This is a genomic window from Pseudomonas californiensis, assembly GCF_021147775.1.
GTDB lineage: Bacteria > Pseudomonadota > Gammaproteobacteria > Pseudomonadales > Pseudomonadaceae > Aquipseudomonas > Aquipseudomonas californiensis.
Map to the genome: position 1 here is coordinate 21,119 of NZ_JAGTPK010000006.1, position 24,595 is coordinate 45,713.

General features: G+C 59.4%; 22 protein-coding genes and 2 pseudogenes. 13 read left to right on the forward strand and 11 right to left on the reverse strand.

The features are described from left to right. Nucleotides 1-16: 16 nt before the first annotated feature. The 5 genes from KDX37_RS07410 to glnT form a co-directional block, all read right to left on the reverse strand. Nucleotides 17-1,342 carry an ammonium transporter gene (locus tag KDX37_RS07410; protein WP_231652028.1) on the reverse strand — a complete coding sequence of 442 codons (1,326 nt, stop codon included), beginning with the start codon at nucleotides 1,340-1,342 and terminating at the stop codon, nucleotides 17-19. 175 nt (nucleotides 1,343-1,517) lie between these two features. Further along, nucleotides 1,518-2,858: an FMN-binding glutamate synthase family protein gene (locus tag KDX37_RS07415; RefSeq protein ID WP_231652029.1), complete on the reverse strand. Its 1,341-nt coding sequence runs from the start codon at nucleotides 2,856-2,858 to the stop codon at nucleotides 1,518-1,520. A gap of 16 nt (nucleotides 2,859-2,874) precedes the next feature. Beyond that, on the reverse strand, nucleotides 2,875-3,558 hold the full coding sequence (locus tag KDX37_RS07420) for a GltB/FmdC/FwdC-like GXGXG domain-containing protein (RefSeq protein WP_231652030.1): 684 nt from the start codon (nucleotides 3,556-3,558) through the stop codon (nucleotides 2,875-2,877). After that, nucleotides 3,555-4,475 (reverse strand): class II glutamine amidotransferase, encoded by a 921-nt coding sequence (locus tag KDX37_RS07425; RefSeq protein ID WP_231652031.1) that lies wholly within the window; start codon nucleotides 4,473-4,475, stop codon nucleotides 3,555-3,557. The genes KDX37_RS07420 and KDX37_RS07425 overlap by 4 nt, the downstream gene beginning before the upstream one ends. A 124-nt stretch (nucleotides 4,476-4,599) precedes the next feature. After that, entirely contained in the window at nucleotides 4,600-5,934 is a 1,335-nt protein-coding gene (gene glnT, locus KDX37_RS07430) for a type III glutamate--ammonia ligase (RefSeq protein WP_231652032.1), read from the reverse strand. A 285-nt stretch (nucleotides 5,935-6,219) separates the two neighbouring features. Between glnT and KDX37_RS07435 the strand changes: the two genes are divergently transcribed. The 7 genes from KDX37_RS07435 to KDX37_RS07465 all read left to right on the forward strand — a co-directional run bounded on the left by KDX37_RS07435 (nucleotide 6,220) and on the right by KDX37_RS07465 (nucleotide 13,991). Continuing rightward, on the forward strand, nucleotides 6,220-6,825 hold the full coding sequence (locus tag KDX37_RS07435) for a helix-turn-helix domain-containing protein (protein WP_231652033.1): 606 nt from the start codon (nucleotides 6,220-6,222) through the stop codon (nucleotides 6,823-6,825). A gap of 325 nt (nucleotides 6,826-7,150) precedes the next feature. Next, nucleotides 7,151-8,017 carry a formyltetrahydrofolate deformylase gene (purU, locus tag KDX37_RS07440; protein ID WP_231652034.1) on the forward strand — a complete coding sequence of 289 codons (867 nt, stop codon included), beginning with the start codon at nucleotides 7,151-7,153 and terminating at the stop codon, nucleotides 8,015-8,017. Continuing rightward, complete coding sequence (gene folD / locus KDX37_RS07445; protein ID WP_231652035.1) at nucleotides 8,014-8,919, forward strand: bifunctional methylenetetrahydrofolate dehydrogenase/methenyltetrahydrofolate cyclohydrolase FolD; 906 nt, start codon at nucleotides 8,014-8,016, stop codon at nucleotides 8,917-8,919. The genes purU and folD overlap by 4 nt, the downstream gene beginning before the upstream one ends. Beyond that, nucleotides 8,901-10,142: an FAD-dependent oxidoreductase gene (locus KDX37_RS07450; protein ID WP_231652036.1), complete on the forward strand. Its 1,242-nt coding sequence runs from the start codon at nucleotides 8,901-8,903 to the stop codon at nucleotides 10,140-10,142. Before folD ends, KDX37_RS07450 begins: the two co-directional genes overlap by 19 nt. A 25-nt stretch (nucleotides 10,143-10,167) precedes the next feature. Beyond that, entirely contained in the window at nucleotides 10,168-10,473 is a 306-nt protein-coding gene (locus tag KDX37_RS07455; RefSeq protein WP_231652037.1) for a sarcosine oxidase subunit delta, read from the forward strand. Next, complete coding sequence (locus tag KDX37_RS07460) at nucleotides 10,470-13,376, forward strand: 2Fe-2S iron-sulfur cluster-binding protein (RefSeq protein WP_231652038.1); 2,907 nt, start codon at nucleotides 10,470-10,472, stop codon at nucleotides 13,374-13,376. Before KDX37_RS07455 ends, KDX37_RS07460 begins: the two co-directional genes overlap by 4 nt. Before the next feature lie 3 nt (nucleotides 13,377-13,379). Next, entirely contained in the window at nucleotides 13,380-13,991 is a 612-nt protein-coding gene (locus tag KDX37_RS07465) for a sarcosine oxidase subunit gamma (protein WP_231652039.1), read from the forward strand. Between the two features lie 97 nt (nucleotides 13,992-14,088). Here KDX37_RS07465 and nadE read toward each other — a convergent pair whose 3' ends face one another. From nadE to KDX37_RS07480, 3 genes are read right to left on the reverse strand one after another with little or no spacing between them, the layout of a single operon-like run. Continuing rightward, the gene (gene nadE / locus KDX37_RS07470; RefSeq protein ID WP_231652040.1) at nucleotides 14,089-14,925 is read right to left on the reverse strand and encodes an ammonia-dependent NAD(+) synthetase; all 837 of its coding nucleotides are present in this window, start codon (nucleotides 14,923-14,925) and stop codon (nucleotides 14,089-14,091) included. A 10-nt stretch (nucleotides 14,926-14,935) separates the two neighbouring features. After that, nucleotides 14,936-16,141, reverse strand: coding sequence for a nicotinate phosphoribosyltransferase (pncB, locus tag KDX37_RS07475; RefSeq protein ID WP_231652041.1), 1,206 nt, complete (start codon nucleotides 16,139-16,141; stop codon nucleotides 14,936-14,938). Between the two features lie 18 nt (nucleotides 16,142-16,159). Further along, a complete protein-coding gene (locus KDX37_RS07480) occupies nucleotides 16,160-16,801 on the reverse strand; it encodes a nicotinamidase (protein WP_231652042.1) in 642 nt (213 codons plus the stop codon). A gap of 201 nt (nucleotides 16,802-17,002) precedes the next feature. On the opposite strand from KDX37_RS07480, the gene KDX37_RS07485 reads away from it, so the two are divergent. The 5 genes and pseudogenes from KDX37_RS07485 (at nucleotide 17,003) to KDX37_RS29705 (ending at nucleotide 21,539) form a co-directional block, all read left to right on the forward strand. After that, a complete protein-coding gene (locus KDX37_RS07485) occupies nucleotides 17,003-17,548 on the forward strand; it encodes an adenylyltransferase/cytidyltransferase family protein (protein WP_231652043.1) in 546 nt (181 codons plus the stop codon). A 2-nt stretch (nucleotides 17,549-17,550) separates the two neighbouring features. Then, nucleotides 17,551-18,267: an NUDIX hydrolase gene (locus KDX37_RS07490; protein ID WP_406641669.1), complete on the forward strand. Its 717-nt coding sequence runs from the start codon at nucleotides 17,551-17,553 to the stop codon at nucleotides 18,265-18,267. Between the two features lie 62 nt (nucleotides 18,268-18,329). Next, nucleotides 18,330-18,863 carry an NUDIX hydrolase gene (locus KDX37_RS07495; protein WP_231652044.1) on the forward strand — a complete coding sequence of 178 codons (534 nt, stop codon included), beginning with the start codon at nucleotides 18,330-18,332 and terminating at the stop codon, nucleotides 18,861-18,863. A gap of 891 nt (nucleotides 18,864-19,754) precedes the next feature. Further along, nucleotides 19,755-20,681, forward strand: a pseudogene (locus KDX37_RS29700) (HAMP domain-containing protein); the annotation flags it as partial. 129 nt (nucleotides 20,682-20,810) lie between these two features. Then, nucleotides 20,811-21,539 (forward strand): methyl-accepting chemotaxis protein, encoded by a 729-nt coding sequence (locus tag KDX37_RS29705; protein ID WP_406641748.1) that lies wholly within the window; start codon nucleotides 20,811-20,813, stop codon nucleotides 21,537-21,539. A 50-nt stretch (nucleotides 21,540-21,589) separates the two neighbouring features. On the opposite strand, the gene KDX37_RS07505 is transcribed toward KDX37_RS29705, so the two are convergent. Then, entirely contained in the window at nucleotides 21,590-22,489 is a 900-nt protein-coding gene (locus KDX37_RS07505; protein WP_231652046.1) for a LysR family transcriptional regulator, read from the reverse strand. Nucleotides 22,490-22,596: 107 nt separating this feature from the next. On the opposite strand from KDX37_RS07505, the gene KDX37_RS07510 reads away from it, so the two are divergent. Beyond that, nucleotides 22,597-23,472 carry an MBL fold metallo-hydrolase gene (locus KDX37_RS07510; protein ID WP_231652047.1) on the forward strand — a complete coding sequence of 292 codons (876 nt, stop codon included), beginning with the start codon at nucleotides 22,597-22,599 and terminating at the stop codon, nucleotides 23,470-23,472. Nucleotides 23,473-23,562: 90 nt separating this feature from the next. Here the strand turns inward: KDX37_RS07510 and KDX37_RS07515 are convergent, their stop codons facing one another. Beyond that, nucleotides 23,563-23,883 carry an AzlD domain-containing protein gene (locus tag KDX37_RS07515; RefSeq protein WP_231652048.1) on the reverse strand — a complete coding sequence of 107 codons (321 nt, stop codon included), beginning with the start codon at nucleotides 23,881-23,883 and terminating at the stop codon, nucleotides 23,563-23,565. Then, a pseudogene (locus tag KDX37_RS07520) lies at nucleotides 23,880-24,581 on the reverse strand (AzlC family ABC transporter permease). Before KDX37_RS07520 ends, KDX37_RS07515 begins: the two are co-directional and overlap by 4 nt. Between the last annotated feature and the right edge of the window lie 14 nt (nucleotides 24,582-24,595).

Below are 24,595 nucleotides of genomic sequence, written 5' to 3' on the forward strand. Positions count from 1 at the left end.
CGATCAGCCAAACGTTTCAATGGTTGTAGGCACGCTCGTTGTGCTCGGCCAGGTCCAGCCCCATCTCCTCGACGGTCTCATGGGCGCGCAAACCGATCAGCGCCTTGATTGCCTTGAGGATGACCCAGCTGACCACAAAGCAATACGCCGTGGTAAACAGCACACCTTTGATTTGCGCGATCACCTGCGCGCCCATGCTCACGTCCGGAACCAGGCCGCCCAGCGAAGGGACGCAGAACACGCCGGTCAGCACCGCGCCGATCATCCCGCCAATACCGTGCAGACCGAACACGTCCAGGCTGTCGTCATAACCAAGACGTTTTTTCAGCACCGTCACGCTCAGGTAGCAGAACACACCACACAGCACGCCAATGGCCAGCGCACCTCCCACACCGACGTAAGCACAGGCTGGCGTGATGCCCACAAGACCCGCCAGTGCACCACTGGCCAGACCCAGCGCGCTCGGCTTGCCGACTTTGAACCACTCGGTGAACATCCAGCCCAGGATCCCCGCGCACGCGCCGACCTGTGTGTTGAGCATGACAATGCCGGACAGCCCGTTCAGGCCGCCGCCAGAGCCGATATTGAAGCCGAACCAGCCCACCCAGAGCATCGCCGCTCCGGCCATGGTCAGGCTCAGGTTATGCGCAGGCATGGGCGTGTTCTGATACCCCTTGCGTTTGCCCAGCACCAGGCACGCGGCCAATGCTGCGACACCGGCATTGATGTGAACTGCGGTGCCACCGGCAAAATCAAGCACACCCCAGTTGTGCATCAATGCGCCCGCTCCGCCCCAGACCATATGCGCAACGGGTGCATACACCAGGGTGAACCACAACGCCATGAACAACAGCGCTGCCGAAAACTTCATGCGCTCGGCAAAGGCCCCAGCAATCAGCGCAGGTGTAATGATTGCGAAGGTCATCTGGAACGTGACAAACACGCCTTCCGGTATATCGCCGACCAGACTGTCCGGCGTCATGCCCGCCAGAAACGCACGACTCATGCCGCCAACAAAGCTGTTGAAGGTCACTTCACCCGCGACCATATTGCTGCTGTCGACCACCATGCTGTAGCCGTACACCACCCATAACACGCCCACCACCCCGGCAATGCCGAAGCACTGGGTGAACAACGACAACATGTTTTTGGCCCGGACCAGACCCCCGTAAAACAGCGCGAGCCCCGGCAGGCACATGAACAGCACCAGCACGGCGGCGGTGATCATCCAGGCGGTACTGCCTGTGTTCAACACCGGGGTTTCTGCGGCCTGGGCCAGCGGAACGATGGCGCCAAGCGCCAGTAAAGCGAGCACGGATCTGCTGTGTAGACGAGTGATCATGTTCAAAGCTCCCGCAAATGAATGATAAATGTCGGGCAGCCAGCAAGACGTATGCAGCAACGGGCTTTTTCAGCCTCTTTTCGATTTCGTGGTTGATGCAAGGGCGCAGGCCCCTTCGCGTGATGCAAAGGAGCCTGTGCGTGAAGCCGATGTTTCATCCGATTGATGTGGGCGATCAGTACCCGCTTCCTGACCCAGGGACCCAGGAAGTCCCCGCCAGCGGCACACGTGCCATTGCGGCAGACTCGACGGTCAGCGCGACCAGGTCTTCAGGATCCAGGTTATGCAGGTGCGACTTGCCGCAGGCACGGGCCATGGTCTGGGCTTCCAGAACCAACACGCGCAGGTAGTTGGCCAGACGACGCCCGCCTTCCACCGGATCGAGGCGTTTGGACAGTTCCGGGTCTTGAGTGGTGATACCCGCCGGATCCCGGCCGTTCTGCCAGTCGTCATAAAAACCAGCCGCCGAACCGATCTTCTTCAGCTCTTCGTCTAGGCGTGGATGGTTATCGCCCAGCGCGATCAGCGCAGCCGTGCCGATGGCCACCGCATCAGCGCCCAGTGCCATGGCCTTGGCCACGTCCGCGCCGTTGCGAATGCCGCCGGACACGATCAGTTGAACCTTGCGGTGCATGCCCATTTCCTGCAATGCCTGAACTGCCTGCGGAATGGCAGACAAAATCGGAATACCCACGTGCTCGATGAAGACCTCCTGAGTCGCTGCAGTGCCGCCCTGCATGCCATCGAGCACTATCACGTCAGCGCCCGCCTTCACCGCCAGCTTGACGTCGTAATACGGACGACTCGCACCAATCTTCACGTAAATCGGCTTTTCCCAATCGGTGATCTCGCGGATTTCAGCGATCTTGATTGCCAGGTCATCCGGACCGGTCCAGTCCGGGTGACGGCACGCCGAGCGCTGATCGACCCCCACCGGCAAGGTGCGCATGCCCGCCACACGCTCGGTCACTTTCATGCCCAGCAGCATACCGCCACCGCCGGGCTTGGCGCCCTGCCCCAGAACGATTTCGATGGCATCGGCCTTGCGCAGATCATCCGGATTCATGCCATAGCGCGAAGGCAGGTACTGATAGACCAGGTGCTGCGACTGACCGCGCTCTTCAGGGGTCATGCCGCCGTCACCAGTGGTGGTGCTGGTCCCGGCGATGGTCGCACCCCGGCCGAGCGCTTCCTTGGCATTGGCCGAGAGCGCGCCGAAACTCATGCCCGCGATGGTGACGGGAATCTTCAGGTACAACGGCTTCTTGGCGAAGCGATTGCCGAGCACGACGTCTGTGCCACATTTCTCGCGGTAGCCTTCCAGCGGGTAGCGGGACACGCTGGCACCCAGCAGTAACAGGTCGTCGAAATGTGGCAGCTTGCGCTTGGTCCCGCCGCCGCGAATGTCATAGATTCCGGTTTCAGCGGCCCGCTGGATTTCCTGAATGGTCAAACGATCGAACGTGGCCGACTCGCGCAGTACTGGAGGGGCTTTTGGGTGGATGGCGTCACTCATGGTTATTGCTCCTGGATCAGTACGCGGAGGCGTTGTCGACTTTGAAGTTGTAAAGCTGACGGGCCGACCCGTAGCGCTTGAATTCAGCTGCATTTTCATCGAAACCGGCACGGTTGAGCAGCGTCTGCAGCTCTTCAAGGTGTTCGGCGCGCATCTCCTTGGCGATGCAGTCCGAGCCCAGTGACTCGACCGTGCCTTTGACGTAGATACGGGTTTCGTACAGCGAATCACCCAATGCGTCGCCCGCATCGCCGCAAACCACCAGCCTTCCGGCCTGGCCCATGAAACAGCTCATGTGACCAATGCTGCCGCCGACCACAATATCGATGCCTTTCATGGAAATGCCGCAACGTGCACCGGCGTCGCCTTCGATCACCAGCAGGCCGCCATGGGCCGTGGCGCCCGCCGCCTGCGATGCGCTGCCCTTGACCCGCACCGAGCCGGACATCATGTTTTCGGCACAACCGACGCCCACATTGCCGTGCACGGTGACCGAGGCTTTCTGGTTCATGCCGGCGCAGTAGTAGCCCGCATGGCCGTGGATATCGATGGACACCGCTTCGTTGACGCCGACAGCCAGGTTATGTGCCCCGTCGGGATGGGTCACCACCCACTCGCGGTCCTGCAGTGCCTTGACCTGATCATGCAAGGCCTGATTCAGGTCACGCACGGTAGAAGTGGAAAGATCGATGGTTTTCATGTGCGCGCTCCTTGAGCCGACTCGCGTTCCCAGATGTACATGGTGGCCGGAACAGGTTCCCAGACCTTGGCGTGTTCAATACCTGGCAGGCTGGACAACGCCTGATATTCCGAGGCCATGGCGACGTAGTCGTCCGTCTCGGCAAGAATGGCGGGCTTGCAGGCAATCGGGTCGCGGATCACCGCAAAGCCATTACGCGTGCCGATGGCGAAGGTGAAGAAACCGTCCAGGTCTTCCAGGGACTTGTCGAGCGCCTGCTTGAGTGTGTCGCCCTGCTGCAGACGCCAGGCCAGATAACCGGCTGCCACTTCAGTGTCATTGTCCGTCTCGAAATGGATGCCTTCGCGGCGCAGGTTCTGGCGCAGGCGAAAGTGGTTGGACAGCGAGCCGTTGTGCACCAGACAGAGGTCCGCGCCGGTCGAAAACGGATGGCTGCCTTCCATGGTCACAGCGCTCTCGGTGGCCATGCGCGTGTGGCCGATGATGTGGCTGCCCTTCATGGACGCCAGCCCGAAGCGTTCGGAGATTTCCCTCGGCAACCCAATGCCCTTGAGGATTTCGATGCTCTGCCCGGCGCTCATGATGCGCACCGTGGGCGCCAGGTCGGCCAGTGCTGCACGCACCGGGGCCTCCTCGGCGTGAATCTTGAGCACCAGCGCACTGGCATTCTGAAACCCGTCCATGGGCGCGTGCAGCCGCTCTTCAAGGGCGGCGATCAGTGCCTTGAAATCGTACTGATCGGTGGTGGCTTGCAAGGTCAGCTTGACCCAGCCGTCTGCCACTTCATCACCGTAGATGGCGAAGCCGGCGCTGTCGGGACCACGGTCAGTCATGGCGTCGAGCATCGGTTCGAAAAGCTTGCCCAACTGGGATTCAAGCGCCGGGTTTTTCAGATACAAGCCAACGATTCCACACATAGCTTCACCTTGTTCGGAAGCAGTCGACGATGAGTGGCCAGCTTCACGCTGCACGTCGACCGCATAGACAGACACTCAAGACACGTCGCAAGCCAGCCTTGTGGGGCCTCTTGAAACGCGGATTTCAGAAAAATTCGGTGTAGCGCTTTACTTCCCAGTCGCTCACGTGGCGGCTGTATTCCACCCACTCCATGCGTTTGAGCCTGATGAATTCGCTGACGATGCCGTTGCCCAGCACTTCGGCGAACAGGGGGTCCGCTTCGAGGGCATCGCAGGCTTCCTTGAGCGACTGCGGCAAGGTCTTGATGCCCCGCGCGGCGATCTCTTCCAGGCTCAGCTTGTAAAGGTTCTCGTTGCAGACATGATCGATTTGCAACTGCCGGTCGATACCGTCCAGGCCTGCAGCAATGATCGCGGCACTGACCAGATACGGGTTGCACCCGGCGTCCGGCAGTCGAAACTCCAGCCGGCCATAGGGCACGCGCACCATGGCAGAGCGGTTGTTGGAACCGAACGCGATGAACGCGGGCGCCCAGGTAGCACCGGACAACGAATTGCCAACCACCAGTCGTTTGTAGGAATTGACCGTAGGCGCTGCGAACGCACACAGCGCCGGGCCATGCGCCAAAAGACCGGCCGCGAAGTGGTAGGCCATCTTCGACAGGCCCATGCCGCTGGGGTCGCTGGCGTCATGGAAGAGGTTTTTGTTGCTGGCACTGCTGATCGACAGGTGAAAGTGCATGCCATTGCCGGCACGTTTCGGGTCGGGCTTGGGCATGAACGAGCAGATCATGCCCATGTCATTGGCAATTTCGCCGGCGGCCATGCGAAAGAACGTGAAACGGTCTGCCGACTCCATCGCATCGCTGTAGGTGTAATTGATTTCGAACTGGCCGTTGGCGTCTTCGTGGTCGATCTGATAGATGTCGAAACCCACTGGCTGCAAGGCTTCGGTCAAACGCTCGAGAAAGGCACGGGAGCGCGACAGGCCCTTGTAGTCGTAGCACGGCTTGTCGAGGTTATCGCTGACGTCCACCAGTTGCAGACTGCCCGCTGCATCACGCTTGAACAGGCTGAACTCGGGCTCAAGGCCCGTGTTGAGGGTCCAGCCACGCTGACTGAGGCGCTCGACCTGCTGCTGCAATACGTAGCGGCTGTCATAAGGCCAGGGCTTGCCTTCCACATGGCCGATGCACACCACCCGACCATACCCGGGCTGCCAGGGCACCGGGGTCAGCGAGGCCAGATCACCCTTGGCCATGAAGTCCGGGCCATGAGGTTCCATGCCCATCCCGCAGATGGCAAAACCCGCAAACCCCGCGCCGGCCTCTGCCACCATTTCCAGGCCCGACACAGGCACTGACTTGGTCTTGGATGAGCCATGAATGTCGACAAACTGCGCCAGCACATACTTGATGCCATGCTCTTCGATCAGACGCTGTGTTTCGGGTGGCAACATGAGGCTTGTCTCCTGGCATGAGCAAACGTTTCAGATGAGAATCGCTTTTCACTGCCTGAAAGAAATATATTCCAATCAGGAAAGTTACTTTCCCATTAGGAATGCAAAGCGCTTGCCAATGTGTGAAGTCCAGTGCTCAAAGCGCCTGAAGAGCGCTTTCTGGCTGTTTATATGGGAAACTTGTTTTCCCAGCGAGAATATTCAGTGCAAGCGCGCACAGGTACTACGCTTTTGCACATTCCCAGTGCGAAATAAAAATTATTGAACGGAAACTGTGCACAGCCGATGAATATGCCGAACGAACCGCATCCCAAATTGAAGCTTGAGCAGTACCTGGGCATTCAGATCAAACGCCAGCGTCAGGCGCAGGAGCTGAAGCTGGCCGATGTGGCCCGGATTGCCGGCATCAGCCAAGGCATGTTGAGCAAGATCGAAAACGCCCAGGTCTCGACCAGTCTCGATAACCTCAGCCGTCTGTGCGACGTGCTCGGCATGCCGATGTCCAAACTGTTCAGCCAGTACGACCAGCAAGGTGGCAGCGCGCTGCTGGTCAAGGCCGACGAAGGACTGGAAGTGGTCAGACGCGGAACCGAAAAGGGTCACACCTACCATCTGCTCAACCATACCCGCGGGCCGAAGAAAAGCTTCGAGGCGTATATGGTGACCATGGACGACGCCAGCGAAGAGTTTCCGACCTTCTCCCACCCAGGCACAGAGTTTCTACACTTGCTGGAAGGCGAGCTGATTTACCGTCATGGCAACCAGCTGTACCCCATGCAGGCAGGTGACAGCCTGACCTTCGACGGCGAAATCCCTCACGGCCCTGAGCAACTGGTGCAAGTGCCGATTCGTCTGCTCTCGATCATGAACTACGGCGCGCAAAACGAGTGATCGCTCAAGCGCGTCACGATCCTGGCAGATGACCTGACTGAAACAGGTCTCGCCAGCCACTTACCGCTGCGCAAAATAGAGGGGCAGGCGCTACGCCTCACACTGCCCAGCGCGCAGAGGCCTGATGCCGTTTGACCGACTACGAATATTCCCCTGAATAAAAAAAGTTTCCATAAAACTCTGGACGCTGCATTTCCTTTCGCCTATAAACAGCCTTCGTGAATATTTAATTCCTGATAGGAATTTTTATTCACCCATAAAAAGACACCCTCGCCCTGTTTCTTCGCCTTTCGCTGAGCTGCCGCCATCTTCCAGAGGACAAGCCATGCAACACGAAAAGAACCATTTCATCCTGAAGATCAGCTGTCCGGCGACCTCAGGCATTGTCGCGGCAGTCACCTCATATCTGGCGGGTAACGGCTGCTACATCGGCGAAATGGCCCAGTTCGATGACGAGTTCAGCGGCACCTTTTTCATGCGGGCGGTGTTCCGTTTCAATGACGGCCACACAGGCGATATCCAGCAGCTCAAGACTGGCTTCGAGCCAGTCGCCAATGACTTTTCCATGCAGTGGGAATTGCACGATACCCGCCAGCCCATGCGCGTGCTGTTGATGGTCAGCAAGTTCGACCACTGCCTGACCGATCTGCTCTACCGCTACCACAAGGGCGAAATGGACATGACCATCACCGCCATCGTCTCCAACCACCTGGACCTGCGGCCTATGGCTGAGCGCGAGGGCATCCGCTTCATTTACCTGCCCGTGACCAAAGACACCAAGGCCGCCCAGGAAGCGGCGCTGATGAAAGTGGTGGATGAAACCGCCACCGAACTCGTGGTGCTGGCGCGCTACATGCAAATTCTGTCTGATGATCTGTGCCGGCAACTCTCTGGTCGAGCGATCAATATCCATCACTCCTTCCTGCCGGGCTTCAAGGGCGCCAAGCCTTATCACCAGGCGTATGAGCGCGGTGTGAAATTGATCGGCGCCACCGCCCACTATGTCACCAGCGACCTGGACGAGGGACCGATCATCGAACAGGAGGTCCAGCGCGTCGACCACGTTTACCTGCCCGATGATCTGGTCGCTGCGGGGCGTAATACCGAGACCATCGCGCTGTCGCGCGCGGTGAAATATCACTTGGAGCACCGTGTGTTTCTGAACACCGACCGAACGGTGATTTTTCGATGAACAGTGTCCGACTCATCGATGGCAAGGCCACCGCCGCCCATGTACTGCAACAGGTACAGGCCGATGTCCGGGATCTCAAGGCACGCGGTATCACACCGACGCTGGCAGTGATTCTGGTCGGTGAAGACCCTGCCAGCCAGGTGTACGTGCGCAACAAGGTACTGCGAGCCGAAGAAGCGGGCATCCGCTCGCTGGAGTACCGACTGCCGGCCGACAGTTCGCAAGCGCGGGTACTGGCGGTCATCGCCGAATTGAATGCCGACACCTCGGTCAACGGCATCCTGTTGCAGTTGCCGCTGCCGCCTCATATGGAAGAAGCCAGTGCCCTGCAGGCGATCGCTCCTGACAAGGACGTCGACGGTTTCCACAGTGAAAACGTGGGCGGTCTCAGCCAGGGTCGCAGCGTGCTGACGCCCTGCACACCCAGCGGTTGCATGCGTTTGCTCGAAGACACGTGCGGGGATCTGACCGGCAAACATGCGGTGGTGATCGGCCGCTCCAACATTGTCGGCAAACCCATGGCAGCCCTGCTGCTGCGCGCGCATTGCTCGGTCACGGTCGTACACTCGCGCAGCGTTGATGCCAGGGCGCTGTGCCAACTGGCAGACATCGTGGTGGCGGCGGTCGGGCGAGCCCGGATGATTGACGCAAGCTGGCTGAAGCCCGGTGCCGTGGTGATTGATGTCGGCATAAATCACATTCATGAGCAGGGTCGCAGCCGGCTGGTGGGCGACGTGGACTTCGACAGCGCCAGCACCGTGGCCTCAGCCATCACCCCGGTGCCCGGCGGGGTCGGCCCCATGACCATTGCCTTTCTGATGAAAAATACCGTGACCGCTGCCACGCAGCAGGCACAGGCGCAACGCAGCCAATCGGAGGCCGTATGCCTTTCAATCTATTGAAGTACGGGCTCAGCCCGGAGTACCCGGTCGAGGTTGATCTGCCTGCGCCGAAAGAACTCAAAGCCTCCTACGACGTGGTGATCATCGGGGGCGGCGGTCATGGCCTGGCCACGGCGTACTACCTGTCGAAGTATCACGGCATTACCAATATTGCGGTGCTGGAAAAAGGCTATCTGGGCGGCGGCAACACGGCGCGCAATACCGCTGTGATTCGCTCCAACTACCTGACCAGCGAAGGCGTGAAGTTCTACACCGAGTCGGTGAAGATGTTTCAAGGCCTGTCCAACGAGTTCGATTTCAACATCATGTATTCCGAGCGCGGCCAACTGACCCTGGCGCACACCGACGCCACGGTGCGCTCGTTCCGACAGAGGGCGGAGGTCAACAAGCACTTCGGCGGCAGGACCGAAATGATCGACCGCCAGCAGATACGTGAGCTGGTGCCAAGCCTCAACCTGGACCCGGGCCATTTGCCGGTGCTCGCCGGTCTGTGGCACATCGACGGCGGTACCGCGCGGCACGATGCGGTCGCATGGGGCTATGCCAAACAGGCCGCCAAGCGTGGGGTGGAGATACATCAGCTTACGGAAGTGCAGGAACTGGTGATTGAGCACGGCGCGATCACCGCCGTGAAAACCAATCGCGGCACCATTCGCTGCGGCTGCGCGGTTCAGGCCGTGGCCGGCATGAGTTCGCAGATGATGAAGAAAGCCGGGATTCGCTCGCCGATCCAGACCTTCCCGTTGCAAGCGATGGTCACCCAACCCTTCAAGCCGTTTCTCGATCCCCTGGTGAGTTCGTCCGCCCTGCACTGCTACGTGCAACAGACCAGCCGTGGCGAAGTGGTGTTTGGCGGTGGTTCAGACCCCTACCCGCTGTTCAACACGCGCTCGACACTCGACCTCAAGGAAAGCCTGCTGGCACATGCCATCGAGATGTTTCCGTTTCTCGCCAACGCCAAACTGATGCGCCAATGGGCCGGGATCACCGACATGACACCGGACTACAGCCCGATCATGGGCCTGTCACCGGTGAAGAATTACTACCTGGATGCGGGCTGGGGTACGTGGGGATTCAAGGCGACCCCGATTTGCGGCAAGACCATGGCCGAACTGGTAGCCAGCGGCGGCAAGGTCCCCGAGTTGATCAAACCCTTTGGCCTGGAACGTTTTTCGACCTTTCAGCAAGTCAACGAAATGGGCGCGACAGCCGCCAGCCACTGAACCGGACCGAGTACAGGACACACCCATGAAAATCATGACCTGCCCGCTCAACGGGCCACGCAATATCAGCGAATTCAGCTACGGCGGCGAGTTCAAACACATGCCGGATCCTCAGACCTGCAGCGACGCCGAGTGGGCCGATTACGTGTTCAACAGCGATGACACGCTGGGTATCGTGCGCGAGTGGTGGATGCATAACCCGTCCAGCTACTGGTTTCTGGCTGAGCGCCATACGGGCAGTGACGTCATCATCCGCACCTTCGACCCAAGGGAAATATTCACCACGCGCGTCGATTTCGCTCCCGCACCTTCCCGGGAGATCGCAGGATGAACAACCCCGCTCGCCTGCCCGCACCCATGGGTCTGTTGATCGACCGCAACCAGCCGTTGGCATTCAGTTTCGACGGCAAGACCTACCACGGCCTGCAGGGTGACAGCATCGCCAGCGCCCTGTTGGCCAATGGGCGCTTTCTGCTCTCGCGCTCGTTCAAGTACCACCGGCCGCGCGGTCCGCTGACCATGGCCGGGCAGGATGCCAACAGCCTGATCCAGTTGCCACAGGAGCCTAACGTGCTCGCCGACACCTTCGCCCTGCGCGAGGGGTTGCAGGCTACCGGGCAGAATTTCAGCGGCTCGCTGGACAATGACCGCGACGCTTACCTGGGCAAGTTCTCGAAATTCATGCCCGTCGGTTTCTACTACCGCTCCTTCTACAAGCCAAAAGGCATGTGGAAAGTCTGGGAGCCGATCATCCGCAAGAAAGCCGGCCTGGGCGTGCTGGACCTGAACTTCAAGCCGGAGTACTACGACAAGGCTTACCTGTTCACCGACCTGGCCGTGATCGGCGCCGGCCCGGCCGGCCTGCAGGCCGCACTGACCGCGGCCAATGCCGGCGTAAAAGTGCTGCTGATCGAGCAACAGCCGATTCTCGGCGGTTCGCTGACCTACGCGCGCTTCGACATTGAAGGCCAGCGCGCCGATCAGGTAAGACACGAACTGGTCGATGCCGTCGAAGCCCACGCCAATATCCGGGTGCTCAAACAGGCCACCTGCAATGCGTGGTTCACCGATAATTACCTGCCGGTCATTCAGGGCAAGCGCATGTACAAGGTGCGGGCAACCGAGTGCCTGGTGTGCAGCGGCGCGTTCGACCAACCGGTAATTTTCCGTAACAACGACCTGCCCGGTGTGATGCTGACCAGCGCCGTGCAGCGCCTGATGAAACTCTACGCGGTCAAACCCGGCAAGCGCGCCGTGGTCCTGACGGGCAACGATGACGGGTATCTGGCAGCACTGGACCTGCACGATCAGGGTGTGGAGGTGGTCGCGATTGCCGACATGCGCACCAACCCTGCCGACCGTGCGTTGCAGAACGCCCTCCAACAACGCGGCATATCGTGCCACATGGGCACAACAGTCTATGAGGCCCTGCACGAAAAAGGCATGCGCCATGTAAGCGGTGCCGACCTGCGCAAGATTACCGGCCAGGGCCAGGTCGCCCACAGTGGACTGACAGTCGAATGCGACCTGCTGTGTATGTCGGGTGGTTATATGCCCGCCTACCAATTGCTGTGTCAGGCGGGTGGCAGGCTCACGTACGACGATCAACTCGCCGAGTTCAGCCTGGGCGGTCTGCCGGAACACCTGACCATCGCCGGTTCGGTAAACGGCTACCACGCGCTGGACAATGTGCTGGCCGACGCCGTGCACGCTGCAGCCGAAGCGGTTTCGGCACTGGGTCTGGAACCAGACAGCAAGCCGCTACCGCCACGCAGCGAGCCGCGGGTCAACTTTTTATGGCCGATTTTCCCGCACCCCAAGGGCAAGGATTTCGTCGACTTTGATGAAGACCTGCAAGTGCGCGACATCGTCAATGCCACACGCATCGGCTATCGCGACATTCAATTGGTCAAGCGCTACTCCACCGTCGGCATGGGCCCTTCGCAAGGTAGACACTCTGCATTGCCCACCGCGCGTCTGGTGGCCTCCTCGACCCAACGCAGCGTCAGCGAAACCGGTGTGACCACAGCGCGCCCGCCGTTCGAGGCCGAAAAACTGGCCCACGTGGCGGGCCGGGCGTTCGACCCGTATCGCCAGACGCCCATGCACAAGCGGCACGTGGAAGCAGGCGCGAAGATGATGCCCGCAGGGATCTGGCAGCGTCCGGCCTTCTACGGTAAACCGTCGCAACGCGACGCTTGCATGCAGCAGGAGGCACTGCACGTGCGCAACAAGGTCGGGATCATCGACGTGTCCACGCTGGGCGGTCTGGATGTGCGCGGTCCGGATGCGGCTGAACTGCTCAATCGTCTGTACACCTTTGCCTTCCTCAAACAACCGGTCGGCCGCTCGCGTTATGCGCTGATGACCAACGAACAAGGTGTGGTGATCGACGACGGCGTGTGCGCCCGTTTTGCCGAACAGCATTTCTACGTGACCGCGACCACCAGCGGCGTGGACCGTATCTATCAGCAGATGCTCAAGTGGAACGCGCAGTGGCGCTTGAACGTTGACATCACCAACGTCACGGCGGCGATCAGTGCGGTCAACGTGGCAGGGCCAGATGCACGCAAGGTGCTTGAACAGGTCTGCACTGACCTTGACCTGTCAGCCGAAGGTTTCCCCTATCTGGGCGTGCGGCAAGGCACCGTTGCCGGGATCAAGGCACGCCTGCTGCGGGTCGGTTTCGTTGGCGAACTGGGTTACGAAATTCACGTACCGGCACGCCATGCACTCGCGCTCTGGGACGCGCTGACCGAAGCCGGCAAGGCGTTCGACATGCGCCCGTTCGGGGTCGAGACCCAGCGCCTGCTGCGCCTCGAAAAGGGCCATGTGATCATCAGCCAGGACACCGACGGCATGACCCACCCTGCCGAAATCGACATGGGTTGGGCCGTCAGCCGGACCAAACCGTTCTTTGTCGGCCGTCGCTCGGTGGACATCCTCGAAGCCCAGCCACAAAAACGCAAACTGGTCGGGTTCACCCTGCCTCAGGCCAGCCCCCATCCCCTTGAAGGCCATCTGGTGCTCAAGGGGCCGGACATCAGCGGCAATGTCACCTCGTGCGAGTACTCACAAACGCTGGGCAAGATCATCGGCCTGGCTTACGCCGCGTTCGACCAGAGTAAGCCCGGTCAACAGATCCCGATTCGTGTCGAGGACGGCGTCGTGGTTCAGGCCACCGTCGTCAAACTGCCTTTCTTCGACCCTGAAAATCAGCGCCAGGAGCTCTGAACCATGACCCTTCCAACCGCTGAACGCCCGGTAGGACTGAACACTTTGCCGCGCTGTACGCTCACCGACCTGACCGATCTGGCACGCGTGGGGTTTCGGGGTACGCAAAGCGCCGATTACCTGCGTGCCCGTGGGTTCAACCTGCCCGATGCGCCCAATCAGGCGGTAACACAGGCCGACGGCAGCCATATCGCACGGCTGTCGCAAACCGAGTACTTGCTGTTGGGCAGCGCCAGGGATCAAGGTAAGCGCATCGCTGACGAAGAAGCACGCTGGGAGCTGGATCACAACGCCAACTACCTGTTGCCGCGCCAGGACAGCCACGCCTGGCTGCAACTGAGCGGCGTGTGCATTACCCAGGTCATGGCCAAGCTCTGCGGTGTTGATTTACGCGCACAGGCCTTCGCCGAAGGCACCGTGGCGCAGACATCAGCCGCAAGGATCAACGTGATCGTGATCAACCTGGCAGACGCGGCCACGCCGTGTTTCCAGATTCTTTTCGACCGCGCCTCACTGGCGTACTTCAAGGAAGCGATGCTGGACGCCATGGCGGAGTTTGACGGGCAAGATACCTGGCATCCGGGTATTCGCATGTTGCACCATAACCCGATTTGACAGACGAAAAATGACTCACGCCAGGACGCCTTGAGCGGGTCCGCAACACACGCAAAAGCCCCGAAAAACCGGGGCTTTTGTTGAATCCGAGGCTCGATCAGCCTGGGACGATGGGCAGCTCTCGCTTGTGCGCGGTCTTGATGTAGGCCGCTTCGATGATTGCTACGGCCGAATCAGGGACCGGCTTGCCCAGCAGGTAGTTGTCGATGTCGTCGTAGGTGCAGCCATAGGCAACTTCGTCCAGTTTGCAGGGGTCAAGATCTTCCAGGTCTGCCGTCGGCGCCTTGCCGACCAGGTGCGCGGGTGCACCCAGTTGTTTTGCCAGCAGACGCACCTGGCCTTTGGTCAGGCCGGACAGCGGGGCCAGATCGCAGGCGCCGTCGCCGAATTTGGTGAAGAACCCCATCACCGCTTCCGCCGCATGATCAGTGCCAACCACAAGGCCGCCGACGTAATTGGCGATTGCATACTGCGCCAGCATCCGGCTACGGGCCTTGACGTTGCCTTTGGCAAAGTCGGTCAGCTCGGCACTGGGCTCGACACCTTCGATGGCGATGCTGCTCATCATGCCGTCAACGGCTGCGGCGATGTTCACGGTGGTCACGACATCGGCGTTGATGAAACTCAGCGCAGCCTGGGCATCGGCTTCGTCGGCCTGAGTCTTGTAAGGCAAGCGAACGGCGACGAACCTGACGTCTTTGCCTTCGGCCTTGAGCTCATCGACGGCCAATTGGCATAACCGTCCGGCGGTAGACGAGTCGACTCCACCACTGATGCCCAGCACCAGAGCCCTGGCAGCGGATTTGATCAGAACCCCTTTGATGAACGCGACACGGCGGGCGATTTCTGCGTGTGCACTGGCCTCGTCCACAAGGCTGGTGTCGATGCACAGGGCAGCCTGGATTTCCGATTGCAGATTCAATTGGGTATTCATGGTGTTCTCCTTACTCCTTCACCTGGAAGACTTCTTTGAGGTAAGACAGAAACTGGGGAGACTCGCACTGGCTCTTGCCGGGCTCATCCGAGATCTTCGCAACCGGCTGACCTTCACAGTTCACCATCTTCATCACGATGCTCAGCGCCTTGACGCCCTCGACACCGTTGGTGAGGTCGGTACCGATACCGAACGAGATGTTGATGCGGCCGCGGAAGTGACGCAGGATTCGCAATGCACGGTCGCCCAGGTTCAGACCATCACTGAAGATCAGCGTTTTGGTCATTGGATCGATACGCAGAGACTCATAGTGCGCGATCATCCGGTCGCCCCAGCGCAATGGGTCACCCGAATCGTGGCGGCAGCCGTCGAACAGCTTGGCGTACAGCAGGCCGTAGTCGCGCAGGAAGGCATCCTGATTGATGGTATCGGCCAGGCTCAGACCCGCGTCACCCCCGTATTCCCTGATCCATGCATCCAGAGCCGCCTTCTGGCTGTCGATCAGCCGCGGACCCAGTTGCTGGTGCGCCTGGAACCACTCGTGAGCCTGGGTGCCGACCGCACGGGTGTTGAACTCGCGGGCCAGATGCACGTTGCTGGTGCCGACGAACTCGCCCGGGAAGTCACGCATCATGGTGCGAACGACCTCTTCCTGCGCCTTGAACGAAATGCGACGGCGAGTTCCGAAATCGGCGACCTTGAACGCGGCCAGTTCTTCTGCCGAGGCGTTGTCCTTGAGCCAGTCGAACTTCTTGTAGAGGCTTTCACGAACCTGCTCCAGTGAGAGGTCAGGATAGACGTGGCGGTTACGGACTTCGCTGACAATGGCAAGGACCGGGATCTCGAAGGGCGAAACGCCGACCCAGGGCCCACGCGCGCGGATTTCAAGTTGACCGTTGTTGGCGCCGACCTTGACGAACCGAGGCTTGAGCGTGAAGTCCTCGAGGTAATCGACGTAGTCAGCCTTCATATACGGGATCGACCGCAAGTGGCGAAGGGTATCCTGGCTGGCTCGCAGTTCGTGCAGCGCTTCAACGTTCTCGCGGATTTCACTGATGTAGGGGGTCAGGTCTTCACTGGACCGGACACGCAACGCCCACTCGGTGTCTGCCGACGGATAGGCGTGAAGGATGGCCTGCCCCATCGCCATCTTGTACATGTCGGTATCGGTGGGTGAACGGACAATCGGCTTGTCGAAATCGTAAACGCTTTCCATGGTTTTCTCCGTCGGCCCTCAAGCCAGGTCTGTCAATTCTTGTTGGGTGTTCACGATCAGGATGCCCGTCCCTCTCATCTCGGCGAGCGCCTTGACGCACCCATCTTCACTGATGCCCCGGCATGCGGGCAGATACAGCACCACATCAAATCCTGCAGCAACCAGTTGCATGGCTGTCGTTTTTACGCAGAAGTCGAGCGCAAGGCCACCGACGATGACCCGTTTGATGGCTCTGGACTTCAGGTATTCGATCACGCCGGTAGACAACTTCCCGGCAAAATCATGCCAGCAGGCACCGTAAGGATGAAGGTCCGGCTCGACCCCTTTGAACACGAAGAAATCGTAGTCCAGAGGGGCCGGCAGTTCGTCCAGCAGTTTGAAGCCTTCGGTTCCGGGTACGCAGTGGCTGACCCAGGTCAGATCAGCGTGTGGCAGACCTGTCGGCTGGAGCATGTTCTCGTGGCCTTGAACGACCCAAGGGGCGTTGGCCGCATGAGCATCCTTGCTGCCCACCCGCACGCTGGCGAAGGTGGCCATGAAGTTCAGCTCCCCACCGATCTCGTCCCCGCCTGCCACCGGCAGTTCATCCGGACAGATGGGCGTAAAGGACTTCTGGGCGTCTACATCAAATGAAGCAGTCTGTTGCTTGGCAATGCTCATCTCGGCTTCCTCCGTGTCATGGTGTAGATAGTACGTCTGATATACTATCAAGTCAACACCCTTTGAACAACACTTTTCCATAAACCAAAAAAGATCGATTTATATAGAAATTACTGGCGTAAATACTTCCGTGCAGAGTGAGCAAGCCTCTGGATAATATAGTCCACCACATGTACTATATGAGCACACAGGAGAAACGCCATGTACAAGCTCGCTCTCTACGGTGGTGCATTCAACCCACCCCATGCCGGCCATGCCAATGTGATGATCGAAGCCTCCAGACAAGCAGAGCATGTGCTTGTAGCCCCTTCATACAGGCATCCATATGGCAAGGTGATGATGGATTACGAGACGCGTCTGGCGTGGCTCGGCACAATCACCGAGCGCATTCAGCTGCAGTGTGATTCGCCCGTCACCGCGAGCCCCCTCGAATACGCGTTGGCCCAGACGATGGAAGGCCCCATATACAGCTTCAACCTGCTCAGCCACGCCGCAGAGATCAACGGGATCGACCCCAAGTCAGTGGCGCTGGTGGTGGGCCCGGATGTCGCCGCTCTGCTCCCGACCTTCTACCTCGGGGCTGAGTTGATCGAGACGTTTTCGATCATTACCGTGGCAGAGCAGATCGGCGTGCGCAGCACCTTGATGCGCCAGTGCCTGGAGGCAGGTGACCCGATACCTGCGCACTGGATGGCACCGGGCATGGATCCGGTAGACTACAGAATTTACGCTTCAGAGACCGCTTGATCATGAGCCCGACCGACCGCGAGCCGACCATGAGAATGGATTATCTGCACACCATTGATGTTGTCGTCATGCGCTTCAATCGCAAACATAGAGAGATCGAGGTGCTCCTGCACAAACGGCCCAGTGAGCCCTATGCAGACCAATGGGCGCTGCCTGGCCTTGTCCTGAACGGTGCTGAGCGCGATGTCAGCATGGCTGAAGGCGTCAAGCGCCTGATCGGCTCGCCCAAGGTGGGGTTCGCTCAGGCCTATATTGAACAGGTAGGCACAGTGGGAGACGCGTTCCGCGACCCGCGTTGCTGGTCATCGTCAACCTTCTATCTGGCCATTGTCTCGGACGATACCGCCCTCTCCGACCGGCAAAGGTATGTACCCCTGACCTCGGTGCTGAGCCGTGAAACGCTGATGCCGTTCGATCACAACCACCTTGTGGATCAGGTCGCGGATCGTCTGGTTTCAAAATCGCTCTACTCAAGCCTCCCCTTATTGTTTCTGGGCAACGAATTCAGTGCTCCTGAGGCCACTGCCATTTACTCGGTGGTGTTGGGCCGCGAGGTATTGAAGACCAGTATCCGGCAACGATTGATCAAGCTGACGGAGGAAGGTTATATCCAGGAAACGGGGCGCAAGAAGTCCGGGGAAGGCGTGGTAAAGGCTTCGGCAACAATGGAAACACTGCGCGCCGGAGAGATCTTTTATTTCGACAGGTCATTTGCATAGCTGAAGTTGCGAAAACCATTCATGCGCGTAATGCGCGAGTTTTATCAATCCATGAGATCCGCATGAACACGCCTTTGAACGAACCTGTCGTCACCGTCCTGCTGGAAACCCCCTTCTTCGACGTGATCGATGTCAACGACGGCAGCCGCCCAGTGGGCAAGGGCTACAAGATTGTAAGAGAGCCCAAGGTCGTGAACGGGGTGGTCGTGTTACCCGTGCTTGCAGATGGCCGTATTGCACTGGCATCGCTGATGCGCCGGGCTATCGGGCAAGTCTCGATCGAGGCGCCGCGGGGCAAGATCGATGACGATGAGACACCCGAGCAGGCTGCAGAACGCGAACTGCTCGAAGAACTGGGGATGAAGGCGCTGAAGGTCACGCTGGTCGGCAAGCTGCACAGCAACACATCGCTGCTTTCCAGTTCAGTGGCGGTTTGCGTGGCCTCTGTCAGCGGCGAAGTCGAAAGCGAGACGGATGGTGAGGTTGAGCACACGATGATCAAGTCGATGCAAGAGATCAAGGCCATGATCGGTCGGGGCGAGATTACTGATGGGCATACCTTGTCGGCACTGATGATGCTGATTTGCCAGGCTTAAGACTGAGCTGATTCTGTAAGGGTTGGAGTCAGCCCGGGCTGTTTTTTGGAATGGGGATTGAGCTGTATGCGCGTTCGACTCAGGTCACTTTTTCGCCCTTACGACGCCCTGTTTTGAAAATATCAAAGCAGGCAAAGTCCTCAGCTCCGGTTGGGTCCGCCTGCGGCGGATTCCGTCGTCCTGACACTGATCTGGCGGTCGCTGCACCTTGCCTCGCATTCTGTGGCGTGAAGGCTATTGGGTAGAAGAGCGCTATTTTTTCTGAGCGTACCGGGCTGGTGTTTCTTTGATCCTTTTTGGGATTTGCGTTGAACATTCTGGTGCCTTCGTCAGCAAGCTGACTCAGGTGCGCTCCAACAGACCTGGAGCTCAACTTGAAATCAGGCGCTCAAGTGGGAGCGAGCCGGGCGGCGCTCCGTTTGCTCGCGAAGACTGATTTGAAGACACTGCATCAATCCCGGATGTGCCCGATTCTCGCCTTCCTCTGCCCTTGCCTTCGATCCAACGCCAATCACACGCATCGAAGGCCAAACGCAGGCGTCAAGACCCGCCATGCAGTAACAGCCCAAAAACGACAATCGTGTCTGCATGCGCCATTGCGCTCAAGAATGCCGGGGCGAAGCCGATCGCCTATTGGTACACCATAAGACACGCTCCAGGTCATCACTTGGGTCGACAGACTGCAGGAATGCAGCGTTCAACACGTGCGGCAGTAATGGACACTCCGGAGCTCACATGAATATCAAACAGAAATTGACCTGGGCTTTCGCGGTGATCGCGTGCTTGCCCATCCTTGTTGTGGCCGCGATCGTGATCGTGAATCTGCGCGACGAGGCGACCAATGACTTTGTCGACAGCAGCAGCCGTGAAATACGGCAGGTCGACAACGCCATGCAGCTGTTTTTTGATGGCATCACCCAGAACGTCAACTACATTGCAGCCCACCCGCTCATCGCGGGCGCTGGCGACGATTTCAGAAACTACTCGGGCGCCGCTCCCACGCCTCAGTCGGATAACGACAAGCAAGCAACCGAGCTGTTCGCCAGTATTGCCAAGGCCCACCCAGCCTACTCTTATGTGTCCTACGGACTGGTCAACGGCAGCTACATCATGACGCCCGAAGACCCGAAAATGAGCAACTACGATCCGCGCGTGCGTCCGTGGTACAAGACTGCCATGGCCAATGTCGGCAAAACCGTGCGCAGCGATGCGTACTACTGGGCCAACGATGATGCCGTGCTGGTCAGCACTATCCGCGCGATCCCCAACAAGCTGGGCAGCCCGGGCGGCGTGGTCAATATCGACGTATCGCTCAAGCAGCTGACCAACATCGTCAAACAGATAAAGCTGGGCGAAAGCGGTTACCTGATGCTGATGGAAAAGAACGGCACGGTGCTGGTCGATCCCAAGCAGCCGGAGCACAATTTCAAGAAGCTGGGTGACCTGGGCGACGGTTTCGCCGAGCTGGCCAAGACCAGCTCCGGGCTGGTTGAGCTGACGCTGAATGGCGAGCGCTACATGGCCAATGTCTACCCCTCCGATCAACTGGGCTGGAATTTCATTGGCCTGATCAAACAGGACGAAGTGATGGGCTCGGCCACACGCCTGACCTGGCTGATCGGGATCATCGCGGCGGTACTCGCTCTGGTCTTCGCGATTGTTGGCGCCAGCTTCGCCAGTGTCATCGTTCGCCCGATCCACAGCGTGTCCACTGGCCTTGAAGGCATTGCCGGTGGCGATGGCGATCTGACTCAGAACCTGGCGGTACGCGGCAGCGATGAAACGGCGCAACTGGCCGGCTGGTTCAACAAGTTCCTGACCGCGATTCGCAACCTGATTCAGCACATTGGCCAGGCGGCAGGCAAGATTCTCGAGGCATCGCACAGCTCGACTCGCGTCTCCAACGATATGGCAGAGGCCGCTGGACGTCAGCGTGAGGCAGTGGACATGGTGTCGACCGCGTTTCATGAGATGGTCGCGACTTCCAACGAAGTGGCCCGCTCCTGCAGCCAGGCCGCCGACTCGGCAGACAGCGGTCAGCAGCAGGCACGCGAAGGCCAGCGGCAGATTGACGAGGCAGTGCGCAGCGTAGACCAGTTGAGTGAAGAGCTGGCCCGTTCGGCGAAAGACATGACCCAGCTGGAAAAAGACAGCAACGGTATCCAGTCGATTCTGAACACCATCCGCTCGATCGCCGAGCAGACCAACCTGCTGGCCCTTAACGCAGCCATCGAAGCGGCACGGGCCGGCGAACAGGGTCGCGGGTTTGCCGTGGTGGCCGATGAAGTCCGGGCGCTGGCCAAACGCACTGCTGACTCGACCGCCGAAATCGATAGCCTGCTGGGCAACCTTGCCAAACGCACAGCCTCAGTGGCACAGCAGATGCACGCCAGCCTGGAGGTGTCACAGCAATCGGTGACCAAGATCGGCCAGGCGCGCAGCAGTTTCGGACAGATTCGAGAGTCGGTGGATGTGATTCGCGACATGAACACCCAGATTGCGACCGCCGCTGAAGAGCAGCATCAGGTCGCCGAAGACATCAATCGGCACATCAGCCAGATCCATGGCGATGCGCAACTGATTGCCGACCTGTCAGACTCGGCGCGTGCCGACTCCGGCAGTCTGGCCTCACTCTCCAACGAGCTGGATGCGCTGGTGCGCAAGTTCAAGACCTGATCAACGCCGCGGTCTTCAGCGTGCGTCCAAGGGTGTCGCGCTGAGGACCACTACCCGCGCAGTAACGGGTCCGTATCGAACCACTGTCGCAGAAAATCCAGCATGGTGCGCAAGGTTGCGGACTGGTGATGCCGCGATGTGTAGATGCCATGTACCCCAAGCGCTTGGGGCTGATACTCGGGCATTAACGCGATCAGCTTGCCGCTGGCAATCAGCGGTGCAGCAGAATGCAAAGGCTGCAGGGCAATACCCGCGCCCGCGACGGCTGCTTCCAGCAAAACCACTGAATCATTGGCGCTCAGGTTGCCGCCCACCGGCACGCTGAGCGGTTGCTGTTCATGGGTGAACGTCCACAGGCTTTTACCGAAGTATGAATACGTCAGGCAGGTGTGCCCGCTCAGTTCCTGCGGACGCTGCGGTGTGCCTCGTATGGCCAGGTAAGCGGGCGACGCGCAGACCACCGATCGGCAGCTCCCCAGCGGGCGAGCAATCAGGTTGGGGTCCAGTTGATTGGTGATGCGGATCGCCAGATCGATACGCTCACGCACCAGATCCACCGCCTCGTTGCCGATCAGCAAATCCACCGAAGTGCCGGGGTAGCGCTGCAGGTAAGCGGTCACAGCGGGCGCCAGCGCGGCCAGTGCGAGAGATTGGGAGCAGGCAATGCGTAACATGCCGCGCGGCTCGTCTGCGTGAGTATCCGCCGCCATGGGCACAGCGTCGGCCAGCGCCAGCAGTTGCTGACAGCGTTCAAGCGTGACCTCCCCGGCGGCGGTGAGCCCCAGCTTGCGTGTGGTGCGATGCAGCAGGCGGGCCCCGGCCCATGTTTCCATCTGCGCCAGATAACGCGTGACCATCGCACGCGACATGTCCAGGGCATCGGCAGCGGCAATCAGGCTGCCCCGCTCGTTGATCGCGATAAAGACCCGCGCAGCCATGATGCGATCCATGATTCGTCCGATTCAGGCAACCAATAGTTGCGGATAGTGAGGTTTTTGTTTCACTTTACGCAACCTAATATGGCGACCTCTTGCCTGCATTGAAAAGGTCGTTCCCCATGTTGCGCAGCTCCCTGCTTGCCCTCACCTTCGCTGCTGTCTTTCCGCTGGCGGCACACGCCGCTGACCCATTGGCGATAGAGGTCTACAACCCGGCCGAAAATGCCGTCTTCCCGGTGTCATCCGAACTCATCACTGGCAAGCACGATGCGGTGCTGATCGATGCCCAGTTCCAGCGCAACGACGCGCAGGCACTTGTGGACAAGATCAAGACCAGCGGCAAGAAACTCACTACGGTCTATATCAGCCACAGCGATCCGGATTACTACTTCGGTCTGGACGTGATTCAGGCGGCATTCCCCGACGCAAAGATTGTTGCCAGCGCCCCCACCGTCAAAGCGATCAAAGCCTCGATGCAAGGCAAGCTCACCCACTGGGGGCCGATCCTCAAAGACAACGCACCGGCCAAGCTGGTGCTGCCTGAAGTGCTCAAGGGCGACTATCTGACGCTGGAAGGCCAGCCCCTGCAGATCAAAGGCCTGAACGGTCCGACGCCAGAGCGCACGTATGTGTGGATTCCATCGCTCAAGGCAGTGGTCGGTGGCGTAGTGGTGTCCAGCGGCATTCACGTGTGGGTGGCTGACACCCAGACGCTGAAATCCCGTCAGGACTGGCTGACCACGCTCAAGGGCATCGAAGCGTTGAAACCGGTCACCGTCATTCCCGGTCATTATCTGGGCCCTGTGCCTGAAGGCACCAAGGCGGTGACCTTCACCGCCGACTACCTGAAGTCCTTCGACGAAAACGCCGCAAAAGCCAAGGACGCTGCCGCACTCATCGACGCGATGCAGAAAGCCTGGCCGCAACTGGCCGAGCCCGGCTCGCTGGAACTGGGCGCCAAAGTGGTCAAGGGCGAGGCCAAGTGGCCGCAGTGATCCGCATGCAGACGTTGTAAAAGATTGAGCATGGAGGGCTGGCACGGACTACCGCGCCAGCTCTTTTCAAAGTCACGGATGCCGCTCGGATCAGGCGTCTGGAAAAAGCCAGCGAAAGCCATAGAAACAGCACATGCCCAGCAGCACGCTGGTGAGTACCCGCCGGGTCCACAACATCAGGCAGACGGTACAGAGCGCACCCAACAGATAGGGATTGGTCAGGTTCAGATCAAGCCGATGTTCAGGTAAAAATATGATCGGGCCGCAAATGGCCGTGAGCATGCCGGGCACCGCAAAGCTCAGAAAGTCACGTGCGTTGCGACCAAGAACAAACGGCAGCCGTGGTTCCAGAAACACGTAGCGGTTGAAGAAAACCGCCAGCCCCATGCCGATGATGACCGCAAAAATCATGATGCCTCCTGCCCCAGCATGCGTTTGCACAGAAAACCACACGTCATGCCTGCCAACCCGGCCAATACCAGTGCCGCGCCCCATTACCAGTAGCTGAAGAGCACCGAACAGAACAATGAAACTGCCACGCAGACCACCACCGGGACGTTTCGCACCAGCGGCGTGACCAGCGCAATAAAGGTCGCGATGATCGAGAACTCAAGCCCCAGGTGTTCAAGACCGGGGAAGCTGTTACCCAGCACGATACCCATCAGCGTAAACAGGTTCCAGAGCAGATAGAACGTCAGGCCGACGCCCAGCGCGAACCAGCGATTGAATGTCGCACCGCCATGGTGGCTGTTGAGCGCGAAGAATTCATCGGTGAGCAGAAACCCCAGACTCATCCGCCAACGCAGCGGCAGCGTCGAGAGTGTCGGACGCATGTGCAGGCCATACAGCAGATGCTGTGAGGTCAACAGCAGTGTTGTCAGCAGAATCGAACCAATACCCGCGCCACTCTTCAACATGCCGATCGCTACCAGTTGCGCGGCCCCGGCAAATACAATGGCCGACAGGCCCTGGCTTTCCACCGGACTCAGATTGGCTTCTATAGCGAGGGAGCCTGCCAGAAGCCCCCACGGAGCGCAGGCCAGGGACAGCGGCAGCACTGCGATTGCCCCTTGGCTGAAAGCCTGAAAAGAAGATGAAGTTTGAAGCATGGACCTGCACACAA